The organism is Streptomyces tropicalis, from assembly GCF_029269835.1.
Taxonomy (GTDB): domain Bacteria; phylum Actinomycetota; class Actinomycetes; order Streptomycetales; family Streptomycetaceae; genus Streptomyces; species Streptomyces tropicalis.
Genome location: NZ_JARJBB010000010.1, coordinates 55837 through 69615 on the forward strand (window position 1 = coordinate 55837; position 13779 = coordinate 69615).

Below are 13779 nucleotides of genomic sequence, written 5' to 3' on the forward strand. Positions count from 1 at the left end.
CCGGACGGACGGCGGCCGGGCCCGTTCAGAAGCCGGCGGTGGCGAGTTCCTCGACGGAGTCGTGGCGGATCCGGGCGGGTGGGACGCCGATGCCCCGCAGGGCGTCCACACCGCTGCGGATCATGCCGGGCGGGCCGGAGAGATAGGCGTCGTACTCGGTCCACGGGCCCCCGCCCCGGACAGCGTCGCGGAGCCCGGAGTGCGCCGGTCCGCCGACGACCGGGCGCACCGAGAGCCAGGGGTGCGCGTGCTGGAGCCGGAGCATGGTGTCGATGTCGTACAGGTCGTGGTCGGTGCGGGCGCCGTAGAACACCTCCATCGGCCGGCGTTCACCGTGCTCGGCGACGTCCTCGACCAGCGCCTTGATGGGGGCGATGCCGGTGCCGCCGCCCAGGCACAGCAGGCCGCTGTCGGTGGAGTGGTCCACCGTCATCGACCCGTCCGGCCCGCCGAGCCGGACGACGTCACCTGGCCGGGCGCGGTGCACCAGGGCGTTCGAGACCCAGCCGGCCGGGACCGCCTTCACGTGGAACGTCAGCAGCCCGTCGGGGCGGGGCGCCGAGGCGAAGGAGTAGTGCCGCCAGATCCTCGGCCACCAGGGCGTCTCCACGGCGGCGTACTGCCCGGCGAGAAAGGGATAGGGCCGGTCCGGCCGGACGGTCAGGACGGCGACGGACGGGGTCCGGGGCTCGTGCGCGACGATCTCCGCCTGCCACCAGGCGGGCGCCCGCAGCTCGTCGGCGGCCGCGGCGTCGATCATCACCTGGGAGACGGTCGTGTACGCCCGGATCCAGGCCGCCTCCGTCTCCGGGTCCCAGACAGCGGCGGCGTACGCGCTCAGCGCCCCGATGAGGCACTCGCCGACGGCCGGGTAGTGCTCGGCCCGGGTGGTACTTGCGGTGGCCGCGGCCGAGGTGGCCCAGGTGCCCGGCGAGGACGTCGGTGTCGTCGAACCGCTCGGCCATGGTGAGCAGCGCCTTGAAGAGCCGGTCCCGCTGGAGGTCCATGGCCGGCGGGAACAGGGGGCGCAGTTCGGGGTGGCGGACGAAGAGCAGGGCGTAGAAATACGAGGTGACCTCGTCGGCCACGGGCTCGATCTCGGTCATGGTCCGGCGTATGCGGACCGCGTCCGCGGACGCGGGGGGCTCCCGGGGCGGGAGGGGCGAGCGGGGCGCCGCGAGCGGACCGGGCACCCCGGACGGGAGCACGGGCGCCCCCGGGCCGCCTGGACCGACGCGGCCGCCGTGACTGCCCTGGCCACCGTGGCCGCCGTCCGGCGTCACCGGCCCCGTCCGGGGGGCGAACCAGCTGCCTTCCTCCTCCGGTCTGCCGTTCCCGGCAGACGAGCTGATCGGAGCGTCCATGCTGTTGCCTCGCCTCGGACATCGTGGTCGGTCCGCGCCCGGCCACGGCCGGACGCGCGTACTCTCCCCCGGACTGGCAGGTTCTCGCCGTGCGATCCCGTACCCGGCACCACCGTATCCACGCCGGGCCGCCGCCCCGGCGGGCCCCCGGCCCCGGCAGTGGGGCGACGTGCCACCGTAGGCGACGCCCGCGGCCCGCGTCACTCCGGTGCCCTGAACGAGAGCACGTACGTCTCCGCCGAAACCGGTGGACGTCGGGGCCTCCGATCGGACAGCCTGACCTGCGTGCCGATTCCACACCCCGTCGCTCTGCCCATCCGCCGGCTCACGCCGCACGACGTGACCGCCTGCGCCGATCTGTCCGAGGACCGGGGGTGGCAGCGCGAGGAGCACAAGTGGGGCTTCCTGCTGAGCTCCGGCACGGGACACGGCATCGACGACCCCGCCGGCGGGCTCGCCGCCGCCTGCGTGGTCACCGGGTACGGGCCCCCGGAGCGTCCGGAACTGGGTGCCGTCGGCATGGTCCTGGTCGCCGAGCGGCACACGCGCCAAGGCGTCGGCCGGCGGCTCATGCGGCACGTCCTGGCCGAACAGGGCCCGACCCCGCTCACCCTGCACGCGACGCCGTACGGCCGGCCGCTGTACGAGGAGCTCGGCTTCGAGGTCACCGGCGGCGCGGAGATGCTGTCGGGGCGCTTCACTCCCGGCGGGCCGGCGCCGCGGGTGGCGACCCGGACGGCCACCGCCGAGGACCTCGCGGGCATCCTCCGCCTGGACGCGGAGGTGCTCGGCACCGACCGCACCCACGTCGTCACCCGACTGCCGGCCTTCGCCGACCACCTGGTCGTCGCCGAGGACGCGGACCGTCTCGTCGGCTTCGCCGCGGCCTGGCCGAACATGGACACCCACGTGGTCGGCCCCCTGGTCGCCCGGGACACGGAGACGGCCCAGGCGCTCGTCACCGCGCTGGCGGCCCGCACCGACCGCCCGCTGCGCACCGACATCGACGTCCGGCACGGAGAGCTGGTGACCTGGCTGAAGGAGCGCGGCCTGGGACCGGTCATGCGCAACGCCGTCATGACCTACGGGATCCCGGAGCTGCCCGGGGACTGGACCCGCCGGTTCGCTCCGGTCACCGTAGCGGCCCTCTGAGGGCACCGGGCCGCCCGCACGCAGACGCCGCGACGCCGGTCCCCGCTCAGGAGCGGGGACCGGCGTCGTGCCGTCCGAAGGGGGCGCGGGCGGCGCCGTCCGCCGGAGGCGGTCAGGCCAGGGTCTCCAGCGCGGCGAGCGCGAAGGCGTGGTCCTGCTCGGGGGCGCCGCCGCCGACGCCGAGCGCGCCGATCAGCCGGCCCCCGCGGCGCACGGGCACACCGCCCGCGAGGAACAGCAGCGGCCGGTCGAGCGCGGTGGGCAGGGTGTGGAAGGGGCCGCCCGGCTGCACGGCGTCCACGAGGTCGGCCGTGGGGGTGTCCAGCTGCAGGGCCGTGTAGGCCTTGCGGGTGCTGGTCTCGCCGGAGATCAGGACGGCCCGGTCGTCCCGGCGGAAGGCCAGCAGGTGGCCGCCGGCGTCCAGGACACTCACGCTGACGGTGACCCCGGCGGCCTCCGCGGCACGGCGGGCGGCGGCGACGAGGGCCTCGGCGTCCTCGGTGGTCAGCGGGGTGACGGCGGTGGCGGTGCTCATGGGGAACTCCTTGCGGGGGGTACGTGCTGCGCACGGAGGGGGGTGGGGGCGGCTCGGTGCGGTGCGGGGACGGCCCCGCGCCGGACCGTGATCAGTGTCGGACGGCGGCCGCGGGCTGCCGGGCCGCATCGGACCCGGCGGACGGGAGCGACCCGGCGGATCCGGCGACGGCGGTGCCCTGCGGGGCGGTCCGGCGTTCCAGGGCCGACGACACCAGGGCGAGGACCAGGGCGGCCGCGGCGAGTGCGGCGCCGACCCAGTTCGGCGCGGTGTAGCCGAGGCCGGCCGCGATGACCAGGCCGCCGAGCCACGCGGACAGCGCGTTGCCGAGGTTGAAGGCGCCGATGTTCACCGCGGAGGCGAGCGTCGGGGCGCCGTGCGCCTGGTCGAGGACGCGCTTCTGCAGCGGTGGGACGGTGGCGAAGCCGAGAGCGCCGATCAGGGCGACGGTGACCGCCGCGGCGACCTTGTCGTGCGCGGTGAGCGTGAAGAGCGCGAGGACGACGGCGAGGGCGCCCAGGGAGACGTACAGCATCGGCATCAGGGCCCGGTCGGCGAACCGGCCGCCGACGAGGTTGCCGCCGACCATGCCGAGGCCGAAGAGGACCAGCAGCCAGGTCACGGACCCGTCGGCGAAGCCGGCGACACGGGTCATCATCGGCGCGATGTACGTGATGGCGGCGAAGACCCCGCCGAAGCCGAGGACCGTCATCGCCATGGCCAGCAGGACCTGGGCGTTCTTGAAGGCGGCCAGCTCGTGCCGCAGGTGGACGCCCTCCGGCCGGGGCAGGTCGGGGACCAGCCGGGCGATGCCGGCCAGGCCCAGGACGCCGAGTCCGGCGACCCCGGCGAAGGTGACCCGCCAGCCCGCGGACTGGCCCACGAGGGTGCCGAGCGGCACACCGACGACGTTGGCCACGGTCAGCCCGGTGAACATCATCGCGATGGCGCCGGCCTTCTTGTCCGGGGCGACCAGGTCGGCGGCGACGACCGACCCGATGCCGAAGAAGGCGCCGTGGGCCAGCGAGGCGACGATCCGGCCCGCCAGCATCACGGAGAAGGCGGGGGCCAGCGCGGAGAGCAGGTTCCCGGCGATGAAGAGCGCCATCAGGATCATCAGCATCCGCTTGCGGGGGACCCTGGTGCCGAGGACGGTCATCAGCGGGGCGCCGAACATGACACCCAGCGCGTAGCCGGTCACCAGCAGGCCGCCGGTGGGGATGGAGACCCCGAAGTCGTGAGCGACCTGGGGCAGCAGGCCCATGATCACGAATTCGGTGGTGCCGATTCCGAAGGCCCCGATCGCGAGGGCCAGAAGCGCGAGAGGCATGAGGGGGATACACCTTCCCAGACGATTGCAGATGCGCTTTGCGTGCGTCCACAATAATTGCAGACGCTGGTTATATGCAACCGGTGGATATTTCGCGGCTGCCCTATCCTGGTGAGCAACCGCTCCGGGACGGAGGAGACATCCATGACAGCGACGGACCCCGCGCTCACCGCCCTCGCCCAGGGCTGGTGCGCCCTCTCCCTGCTGCACGGGAGGATCGAGGCGCACATCGAGCGCGCTCTCCAGGCCGGGCACGGCCTCAGCGTGCGCGAGTACTCCCTGCTCGACGTGCTCAGCCGCCAGCACGACGGCGAGGGAGGCCATCTGCAGATGAAGCAGGTGGCCGACGCGGTCGTCCTCAGCCAGAGCGCCACCACCCGCCTGGTCACCCGGCTCGAGGACCGCGGTCTGCTGGAGCGCTACCTCTGCCCCACCGACCGCCGCGGCATCTACACCAACGTCACCGCGGCGGGCCTGACGCTCCTCGAGGCGGCCCGGCCCACCAACGACGCCGCGCTGCGCGAGGCGCTCGACACGGCGGCGACGACCCCGGAGCTGGCCCCGCTGGTCCGGGCCGTCGAGTCGCTGCACGCCCCGGCTCCCGCCTGACGGTCCCGCGTCCCGCACCCGCCGAGCCCGGCGCATAGGGTTCCCGCATGGGAGAGCTGGAGATACGCACCGCCGTCGCCGAGGACGTCCCCGCCATCGTCGCGCTGCTCGCGGACGACCCGTTGGGCGCCCGGCGCGAGACCCCGGACGACCTCGCGCCCTACCGGGCGGCCCTGACGCGGATCGACGCCGATCCGAACCAGCACCTCGTGGTCGCCGAGCGCGCGGGCCGTGTCGTCGGCACCCTCCAGCTCTCGGTGATCCCCGGGTTGTCCCGCCGCGGCGCCACCCGCTCGGTCATCGAGGGCGTCCGCGTCCACGCCGACGAGCGGGGCGCCGGGCTCGGGACACGGCTCATCGAGTGGGCGGTGGACGCCTCCCGGCGCGAGGGGTGCGTGCTGGTGCAGCTGACGTCGGACCGCACACGCGACGACGCCCACCGGTTCTACGAGCGGCTCGGCTTCGAGCCGTCCCACCTGGGCTTCAAGCTCCAGCTCCGACCGCCGCTCTGACGGGCCCTCACCGGGAGGGCCGGCCCGCCTGCCGCTCAGCGGGCCGGTCGCCGGTGGGGCTGCCCGTGCGGCGGGCGCCGACGGCCCCCGGCCCCCGCGCGGGCACCGGCTAGCCGATGCCGCGCCATCCCCGCGGGTCCACCCCGCCCGGCACCGGGGCCGTCTCGTCGTACGGCTGCCGGGTGAGGACGAAGGAGCCCAGGTCGAGGTGGCTCACCGAGCCGTCCGCGCGCCGCACGGCCCGCAGCCGCTCCCCCGCGTAGTAGCCCTCCAGACCGGTCCAGCCGCCGTCGGCGTCGGGCCGGAAACGCGAGCGGCGGCCGTTGCCGGACAGGGGTTCCAGGGCGAGCAGCCCGTCCGCCGACAGCCGCAGGGCGAACGCCTGCGTCCCCCAGTACCAGGGCCCGGCCAGCTCCAGGACGGACGGGTCGGCCTCCCGCAGCGGCCGCCAGGGCTCCGGGATGCGCGGCTCCGCCTCGGCGACGATCCCGACGAGGTCGCCGCACACCGCCGTCAGCTGCGGACCGGAGGTGCAGTTGGCGAGGACGACGGCGGCCACGTCGTCCTCCGGGCTGAAGGCGAGCGAGGCGAGGAAGCCCGGCAGCGAGCCCGAGTGCCCGACGAGGAGCCGCCCGTCCGCGGGGCGGATCTCCAGCCCCAGGCAGTAGGCGTAGCCCGCCGCCACGTCGAATGCCTCGGGCGGCGCGGCCGGGGTCCGCATCTCCCGCAGGGACGCGGCGCTCAGCACCCGGTCGTCGCCCCGGCCCAGGAACGCCGCGAACCGCGCCAGGTCGCCCGTGGTGGACCACAGCTGACCCGCGGGCGCCATCAGGCCGAGGTCCTCGGCCGGTTCGGGCAGCAGGACGTCCGCCCAGGGGTGCACGGCCCAGCCGCCCGCGTGCGGTGCCCGCGGCTGCCCGGAGGTGCGGTGCAGTCCCAGCGGGTCGAGCACCTCGCGCCGCAGGACCTCCTCCCACGGCGCCCCGCGCAGCTCCTCGACGAGGGCGCCGAGCAGGGTGTAGCCGGGATTGGAGTAGTGGAACCGGCGGCCGACGGGATGCACCAGCGGCTGCTCCCCGAGCACGTCGGCCAGCTCCGGGCGCATGGTCCCCGGGGTGCGCTCCCACCAGGGCGGGGGCGTCTCGGCGGCCAGCCCGCCCGTGTGCGCGAGCAGGTCGGCGACCGTCGCCCCGCCGGCGCCGGTGCCCGGCAGGTGCTTCTCCAGCGGGTCCCGGAGGTCGAGGAGGCCCTCGTCCCGCAGCCGCAGGACGAGCACGGCGGTGAACGTCTTCGTGATCGAGCCGATGCGGTACTGCGTGTCCTCGTCCGGCCCGTGCCCGTCCACGGACGTCCGCGCCCCGTGCCACACCGTCCGCCCGTCCCGCACCACCGCGGCGGCCAGCGACGGTGCCCGCCCCTCGCTCTGGGCCACGGCGATCCGGTGCAGCAGCGCCCGGCGGGTCCCGGGCAGAAGCCCGTCCTGAGTTGTCGTCATGCCCCCAGTCCACCGGGTACGTCGCCGCACGTCGAGCCCATTCCGCGGGACGCGGCGCCGGGGCGCGCGGGGACGGGCGGGGACGCCACGCCCGGAGGACCCTGCGGGGTCTCGCGGTCGGTGCCGGAGAGCGCCCTCGTGACCCACTGCTCCCTCCGTCGCCTCACGGCGTGCCGGAGACTCGCTCACGCCGTGCGGTCGATGCGCTCTCCCCGCCGGGTCGACGGGCGGATCAGCGCAGTCCGGCGAAGAGATCGTTCTCGGGTATGGCCGCGCCGGTGATGTCCCGGACACGTGCGAAGGTCTCCATGCCCATCAACTCGCCGAACCTCTCCCTGCCCATCCTGAGGAAGAAGATGTTCTCGCCCTGACTGGCGTGCGCGGCCAACGCGTCGAACTTCTGACCGCTGAACTCGGTGGTGTCCACCCAGGTGGTGATCTCATCGTCGGGGAGGCCGATCTCGGCCATCGCGGCGGCCTCGGCAGGATCCGGCTCCGGCATGTCCTCATGGAACTCGCGCATGACCTCGCCGAACCGCTGCATCATCGAGCGGGGCACCGTGGTCCAGTACACCTTCGGCGTCAGCGTGGTCATCTCCAGCGCCGCCATCGTGATGCGGTGGGCCTGGATGTGGTCGGGGTGGCCGTAGAAGCCGTTCTCGTCGTAGGTGACGACCACATCGGGTCGGTAGTGCCGCATGAGTTCCGCGAGTCGGGCCGCGCCTTCCTGCACGGGGGTCCGCCAGAAGGATCCGGCGGCGTCGTTGCTCGGCCAGCCCGTCATCCCGGAGTCGGCATAGTCCAGCATCTCCAGATCGCTGACCTTCAGGACGGCACAGCTCGCTTCGAGTTCTTGACGGCGCATCAGGGCGACCGCCGCCGGATCGTGCCCGGGGTCGCCCGGCTTGACGCCCCCCGGCCCGTCACCGCAACCGCCGTCGGTACACGTCACGAGAACCGTGCGGATGCCTTCCGCCGCGTACCGCGCGAGGACCCCTCCGGTTCCGGTGGCCTCGTCGTCGGGATGGGCGTGTACTGCCATGAGCGTCAAGGGCCGGTCAGCCATGAAACAGTCCTCCTGCAGGAATACGTCTGTGCGCGGCGGGCGTACCGCGGTCCTGGGGGCCGGGGTCCCGGTGGGCCGGCGACCTCGTGGTCCACGTCTCCCACTCGTGCGCCGGTCCCTCCGTCGATGCAACCGTGCCGGCCGGGCCGGCTGTTCCCGGCGCGGCCGCGCGGCCTTCCGTGCGTCGGCGTTCAACGCGGACGGCGTGCAGCCGCGACCTGCATGTCCCGGTGCCACGCCGGATCCGGCCTCCCTCCGGCCTCGGCCGTGGGGTACCGGCACGGAAGTTGAGACCCCGTGGACCTGTGTAGGATCTCACGCTCCGTGTCACTCGCCCGAGGCTGTGACCTGAGCCTTCTCAATCTGTCTCACGCTGTGTCGGGCGCCTTCAGTCTCACGGACTGTGTCATTTCCTCATGGACTTGGCCGACGCACGAAGGCCGGGCATGGGCCTTCGCGCAACCCGTTGTCAACGGCCTGTGCGAAAGTCGGCGGTTGATCAACAGTAAGCGAGACATCCTGGAAGCCCTGAGCGATGTCGACTGAACCCAACCTACGACGGTTCGAGGCCCCACCCCTGCATCTTTGGCACGGGGGTCTTTCGCTACTCCGGAGCGACACCCCTCCAGCCTCTGATGTTCGACGGCAGCCCACCTTGTCCTACGGTTTCGGCAGGTAACCAAGAGGCGTGGACTGAGACCCAGTTCCGCAGCGCCTGCTGCCCGGTGTACGAGTGAACGTCCGGCGCTGCTGTTACAGGTACGACACCAGGTTCTGAGAGGCTCTGCTTAACTGCGCGACAGGCAGCAGTCCGCCCTGGCGGCGTCGGCGTTGGTCGTCGGAGCACTATGGGAGAGGGCAGGTCACACGGGTCGCCGGACGATCAGGGGATCGCGCCGGGATCCACGGCTCTCAAGAGGCGGCAAGCGGACCCTTCTTCCGACGTTGGCAGCAAAGTCGGGTGGGTGCCACTCGATGAAGCAGTCGCCTGGCTTGGTGTCCCTTTGGCGAGCTGGGCGAGGCTGCATCTATTGCCAAGACCCAGGCATCGGCCTGACAGACGACAAGGAAGAGGGGCTGTGGTGATGAGCTCACTACTGGCTGAGGGCGACCTCTCCGACGAAGTCGAATTGGTATGGCTAGAGGACCTGGACAAATTGGACTACGTTCGACAGGCCCTCGACAAGCTCCTGCGCAAGCAAGGCGTGCCGACGTACGCCCGTGCCGGCCGCCTGATCGGCTACGCCACACTGAGCGCCGCAGCGGATACCGCCGCCCCGGACAGTTGCTTCTACCGACGCCGCGTCTTCTTCCTTCTGGAACATGACCGCGATAGCCAACCTGACGGCCCGTACAAGGTGGCAGCACCTAGCGAAGCCGTCGACCCGCGGACGCTAGCGCCTGGCAAAGTCGGAGCCAAGACTGAACGTTCCCAAAACCGCGTACAGTCAGCGCGCCCCATGCACACCGACGTACCAGTGGCGCCCACAGTGTGACCCTCCCTGTTACTCCAGTCGCGGGTGGGTTTCCTCGGTCGTGCCAGCGTCATCCGCTTCGTGGTCATCGTCGAGTGGCGGGAAGAAGCCGGCGCGTCTGTTGCTGCCGCGGCGGAAGTGGATGACGTGGGCCTGTTCGACGACGTCCGGTGGCGGCGCGGAGTTCTCCACGATGATCGTCTGGCACGGGAAGTCCAGGAAGTGCCGGTAGAAGTGATCGTTGACGTCCGGCGGGATGTAGTCGTCCTCGTCGTGGTCCGGTTCTCTGTAGGTGACAAGGGGAGAGTCGAACACAATGAAGCCAGGGTGGGGGAGTTCACGGTCCAGGCAGTAGCGAGCCAGGGCGGTGGAGAAGGCCGCGTGCAGGAGCGCGCGCATGCCTGCACCTCGGTCCGCTCGGAAGCTGCCGCCAGCACGGATGTCTCCACCGTAGGGGTCGTAGCTGGCGTTGGCGGTGTCGGGAACGTGCCAGGCGTCTAGGGTGCGCTGCAATACGGCGTCAAAGGATGTCACCGCCCGAGCGGGCGTGAATGGCTCGGAGCGCTTGGACGGCAGCGCGCCGGTGGAGACGAGTTCGGTACGACGTTCATCGAGTTCCCCGATGCGGGCGAGCACTTCCAGGTTGCGCTCGACTTCGGACCGCTCGGTGAGGACCTGGTCCAGTCGGGCGTTCACGGGCAGGAGCCCGGCTTCGAGGCGCTCGATGGCCAGGTCCAGTTCCTGGCTGTGGGACAGCGCCAACGCGTAGCGCTGTGTCAGCTCCTCGCGCTGGGTTTCCAGATCGGCGATTGTCAGCTTGAGGTCGGCCAGGAGAGCGTGGGTTTTGCTGTTCTCGGCGATCACTGCGTCGTGGAGGTGGGTGGACTCCTCGATGCCGTGTTGGGGGTGCTGGTGCTCGGGGTCTGCGCCGCAGAACACGCAGCGTCCTACCTGAAAGTAGCCCAGGAGATTTCCCGCTTCGCTGACCATTTCCAATCGGGCGAGGTCGGACTCGTACTGCTGCCGAAGGATGCCGAAGCGGCCGAGCAAGTCGGAAATCTCCCCCAGGCGGGTGGCGATTTCTGACTGAGCCGCAGCAAGCTGGGTCCGAGCGGCGACCGTCTCCGTCTGGCGGCTGGTCTCCTCGCGCAGGGAACGGGTGAGCTCTTCTAGGGTGCCGTTCAGCCGGCTCAGTCGCCGGCCGAGTTCGCTCTCGTTCTCTTGGGCGGTGAGCTTGGCCGTCAGTTCGATGACGAGCTGGTCGATGAGCGAGATCTGGCCCCTTTGGACGCGGCGTTGGGCGGCGTTCGGCACCCTGCTGGCGGGTGGTTCCTCCTCACCGGTCAGCAGGAGCCTCATCACCGATCGCGAGATCGTCTTGGCCGTTGAGTTGCGGACACGCTGCGACGGCGGCGTCGAGCTGACCATGCGGGAGTCGGTAACCAGAGACAGGTGCGCAAGATCGGTGATCTTGAGGATGTCTGTGTTGCCCTCTTCGCTGGTGCGGATGTAGCTCCCCTCCATGCCGAGATAGCTCAGCAGGCGGTGGGAGATGTCGTGCCCGCTGCGGGTGCGACGGGCGGACAGCACGGTGTCCGCGGGTGCGTGGGCGAGGTCGCGCAGGTCGGCGTGGTGGACGTGGATGCGGTTGCTGCCGGGTCTGCGTACGAGCGTTACCGGACTGCCGTCCGACAGTTGCAGGCCAAGCAGGATCTGGCTGTATCCGCGGGCGCGTGGGATCGACGGGGCGACGTGTCCGCCCAGCATGTAGTCGATGGAGTTGACGATGAACGTCTTGCCGGTGTCGGAGGAGCCGTAGATCAAGGTGAACGTCGGGGAGAAGATGACCTGAGCCGTGGGCTTGCCGGATCCGGCGTAGGTGAGATGGGTGAGCGTGAAGTTACGCATCGGATCCCCCCAGATCACGCATGCTGACGGTGAACTCCTCGTACCACTGCATGGTGAATCCGCGAGTGGCCAGCCGCGGATCGGTGTGCGGTGCGTACTGCTCGACGGCCCACAGGGCGCGTTCCTGCAGCTGGCCGACGTAAGGGGCTTCCAGGATCCCGAGGAAGCTGGAACCGCGGTCGGTGGCCCGGTAGACCAGACCTTGAGCGGTAGCGTCCACAGACGCCAGCTCTGCCCGCATCAGCACGGCGAGCCCGTCGTGCAGTAGTTGGCGCCTCATACCCAGTTCACCCGGCTGCGCGGGGAGCGGTGGGTGCAGACTCGGTGGGCCGTTGAACTGCTCGCTGTGCAGCATGGCGTGGTCGAGGACTACCAGGGAGGACAGGTCCAGAGGCTCGGGATGGCTCTGTGTGAGCAGCACCAGGGCGCGCATGGCCACTTCGACTGCGCTGTTCAACGGGTTCACCGGTTGCCTACCTTGCACCAGGTGAGCTTGTCCTCATTGGCAAGCTGGTGGCACATTCCCTTGCGCTCGATGTTCTTGAAGTGCGAGATCAGCACCGAGGCCACTACTTGTACCTGACCAGACGCCTGCAACACGCTCTGCAGCCGCCCCCAGCCGGATGGAAAGTCCCGGTCGGCGACTTCGATCAGGTTGTCCAGCACGTCACTCTGCAGATCCTCGTAGGCTTCTCCGGGGACGCTCTCGCGCGCGTACATGCGCAAGGACTCGGCCGCGTAGAACGCCTCCCGTTGCCGCCCGATATGCTCGCCGGTCTCCTCGTGGGTGAAGGCGTCATGCACGGTCGCGATGTGCACGCCGAAGCGCTCCTGGTAAACATCCAGGAGTTGCTCTAGGAAACGGGCCTCGTCGGCGTTGGGCTCGGGCGGGACGACGAGTTTGGCTGGCTTGCCGCTCGGGGGGTAGTTGAAGCGCGAGCCGTAGAGCGGGGATGCGCTGTATACCTCGAGAATCTCATCCAGGTTGACGGCCCAGAACATCGAGAAGTCGGTGTCGGCCACGCGTTCCTTGACTGCTCGCAGCGTCGCGGACGGCAGCGCCGCCACGGGCCGTGGCCGCTCCTCCAGATAGCTCAAGAAGCGCCGCTTCAGTTCGACGGGAGTGAGGATGATGTCTTTCAGGCGCGGATGGATCCTCGGCGCCACGAAGCTGTAGCGGGTGGGTAGCGTCCGGGTGGTCTCCACCGTCGCGACGAAAGGCTTGAGCATCTCCGGCAGGGCGTCGGACAGCTTCAGTTCGTCCTTGTAGAGCTTGCACTGGTAGCAGTGCCACTCGCCGTTGAGTCTCTGGTCGCTGAAGAACGCTACGACATCGGCGCCGCGGTCATTGCTGCCACCGATGATCTCAACGCCGAGGTACCCCTCTGCTGCCATGCGCATACGCGCCCATTCGTAGGTGAACTCCTCCCACTGCTCGGGCTGCCAGAACCAGACCTGCTGCAGTGGAGTGCGCCGGTCGAACTGGTTCGGCATCGCCATCACGGCAGGCTGCGTGTACTGGGAAACCGAGACAGAAGCGCCTGTGGACTCCGTCTGCTGGCATGACAGTTCTTCCATCCCACACCCCCCACGTGTGACGCCGCTCTGGTGAAGTCCTATCACCGAGCGTCATTCACGAAAAGAGCACGAGTGGGATCGGCGGGGGCACAGACGGCGCTCCGGCCAGAGAAGTGCCTGGTCGAGCCGGGCGTGGCCCATACCTGCAGAGCCCCGGCGAGGGCGAGCGGTGCAACCCTCCCCCGACCCCAGCGGAGGGAAGAGCGTGCCAGCTGCTTCCCCCTGATGTATCCGGATGCACCTGCAGTGACCTGCGATGATTGTCGGCCAGGTACGCCCGGGAGCACTCTGGGGACATGCCAGCACTCAACGTGGACTTCTCCGAGGAAGAGTTCAACGAACTCCGCGAGGTCGCAAAGGAGCTCCGCGTCCCCATGAAAGCCCTCGTCAAAGCCGCCACCGCTGACCACATCGCCCGCCACAGGCCGCCCTGCGAGGCCGAGGTCGTCTTCCAGCGGACCTTTGCCGGCCCGGATCTGGCCGCTGCCATCACGGCAGCCGGCGTCGACGACGGACCCGTCCGCCCAGCAGCGTAGTGACCAGATCGGTGACAGGCGTAGCAGTCTAGGCCTGCCGGCAGGGGGGAGGGGCGATCTTCAGATCCTGTGCCACCAGTGATCGCATCCGCCAGAGTAGAAGCGCTCGCGGCGCCGCTCGTCGGCGATCGTCAGCACCGCGATCAGCAGCCGGAACGCCTTCCTACGTTCGTCGATCGGGGCGAGGCTGGCGATCTTCCCCTGCGGAACCCGCATCCC

The 13779-nt window shown here is 70.6% G+C and carries 13 protein-coding genes and 1 pseudogene; 5 read left to right on the top strand and 9 right to left on the bottom strand.

The genetic code is table 11. From position 1 onward, the window contains the following. Positions 1 to 25: 25 nt before the first annotated feature. Positions 26 to 1364 (bottom strand): annotated as a pseudogene (locus tag P3H78_RS20160) (globin domain-containing protein). A gap of 285 nt (positions 1365 to 1649) precedes the next feature. Here P3H78_RS20160 and P3H78_RS20165 point away from each other — a divergent pair. Next, positions 1650 to 2516 (top strand): GNAT family N-acetyltransferase, encoded by an 867-nt coding sequence (locus P3H78_RS20165; protein ID WP_276110460.1) that lies wholly within the window; start codon positions 1650 to 1652, stop codon positions 2514 to 2516. Positions 2517 to 2628: 112 nt separating this feature from the next. Here the strand turns inward: P3H78_RS20165 and P3H78_RS20170 are convergent, their stop codons facing one another. Beyond that, positions 2629 to 3051, bottom strand: coding sequence for a GlcG/HbpS family heme-binding protein (locus P3H78_RS20170; protein ID WP_276110461.1), 423 nt, complete (start codon positions 3049 to 3051; stop codon positions 2629 to 2631). Positions 3052 to 3142: 91 nt separating this feature from the next. Further along, positions 3143 to 4381, bottom strand: coding sequence for an MFS transporter (locus P3H78_RS20175; protein ID WP_276110462.1), 1239 nt, complete (start codon positions 4379 to 4381; stop codon positions 3143 to 3145). Between the two features lie 144 nt (positions 4382 to 4525). Here P3H78_RS20175 and P3H78_RS20180 point away from each other — a divergent pair, with 144 nt between their 5' ends. Both P3H78_RS20180 and P3H78_RS20185 read left to right on the top strand, forming a co-directional pair. Further along, positions 4526 to 4990, top strand: coding sequence for a MarR family winged helix-turn-helix transcriptional regulator (locus P3H78_RS20180; protein WP_276110463.1), 465 nt, complete (start codon positions 4526 to 4528; stop codon positions 4988 to 4990). A 47-nt stretch (positions 4991 to 5037) separates the two neighbouring features. Beyond that, positions 5038 to 5502: a GNAT family N-acetyltransferase gene (locus P3H78_RS20185; protein ID WP_276110464.1), complete on the top strand. Its 465-nt coding sequence runs from the start codon at positions 5038 to 5040 to the stop codon at positions 5500 to 5502. 109 nt (positions 5503 to 5611) lie between these two features. Here the strand turns inward: P3H78_RS20185 and P3H78_RS20190 are convergent, their stop codons facing one another. Next, the gene (locus P3H78_RS20190) at positions 5612 to 6997 is read right to left on the bottom strand and encodes a serine hydrolase domain-containing protein (protein ID WP_276110465.1); all 1386 of its coding nucleotides are present in this window, start codon (positions 6995 to 6997) and stop codon (positions 5612 to 5614) included. 232 nt (positions 6998 to 7229) lie between these two features. Next, positions 7230 to 8063, bottom strand: coding sequence for a PIG-L family deacetylase (locus P3H78_RS20195; RefSeq protein ID WP_276110466.1), 834 nt, complete (start codon positions 8061 to 8063; stop codon positions 7230 to 7232). A 1085-nt stretch (positions 8064 to 9148) separates the two neighbouring features. Between P3H78_RS20195 and P3H78_RS20200 the strand changes: the two genes are divergently transcribed. Beyond that, entirely contained in the window at positions 9149 to 9559 is a 411-nt protein-coding gene (locus P3H78_RS20200; protein WP_276110613.1) for a DUF6009 family protein, read from the top strand. Between the two features lie 9 nt (positions 9560 to 9568). Here the strand turns inward: P3H78_RS20200 and P3H78_RS20205 are convergent, their stop codons facing one another. From P3H78_RS20205 to P3H78_RS20215, 3 genes are read right to left on the bottom strand one after another with little or no spacing between them, the layout of a single operon-like run. After that, positions 9569 to 11446, bottom strand: a complete 1878-nt coding sequence (locus P3H78_RS20205) for a hypothetical protein (RefSeq protein ID WP_276110467.1) — start codon at positions 11444 to 11446, stop codon at positions 9569 to 9571. Continuing rightward, positions 11439 to 11912: an ABC-three component system middle component 2 gene (locus P3H78_RS20210; protein WP_276110468.1), complete on the bottom strand. Its 474-nt coding sequence runs from the start codon at positions 11910 to 11912 to the stop codon at positions 11439 to 11441. Before P3H78_RS20210 ends, P3H78_RS20205 begins: the two co-directional genes overlap by 8 nt. Beyond that, positions 11909 to 12946: an ABC-three component system protein gene (locus P3H78_RS20215; protein ID WP_276110469.1), complete on the bottom strand. Its 1038-nt coding sequence runs from the start codon at positions 12944 to 12946 to the stop codon at positions 11909 to 11911. Before P3H78_RS20215 ends, P3H78_RS20210 begins: the two co-directional genes overlap by 4 nt. Before the next feature lie 374 nt (positions 12947 to 13320). Here P3H78_RS20215 and P3H78_RS20220 point away from each other — a divergent pair, with 374 nt between their 5' ends. Next, positions 13321 to 13560: a hypothetical protein gene (locus P3H78_RS20220; protein WP_276110470.1), complete on the top strand. Its 240-nt coding sequence runs from the start codon at positions 13321 to 13323 to the stop codon at positions 13558 to 13560. A gap of 60 nt (positions 13561 to 13620) precedes the next feature. Here the strand turns inward: P3H78_RS20220 and P3H78_RS20225 are convergent, their stop codons facing one another. Continuing rightward, positions 13621 to 13776 (bottom strand): DUF5958 family protein, encoded by a 156-nt coding sequence (locus P3H78_RS20225; protein WP_276110471.1) that lies wholly within the window; start codon positions 13774 to 13776, stop codon positions 13621 to 13623. Positions 13777 to 13779: the final 3 nt, after the last annotated feature.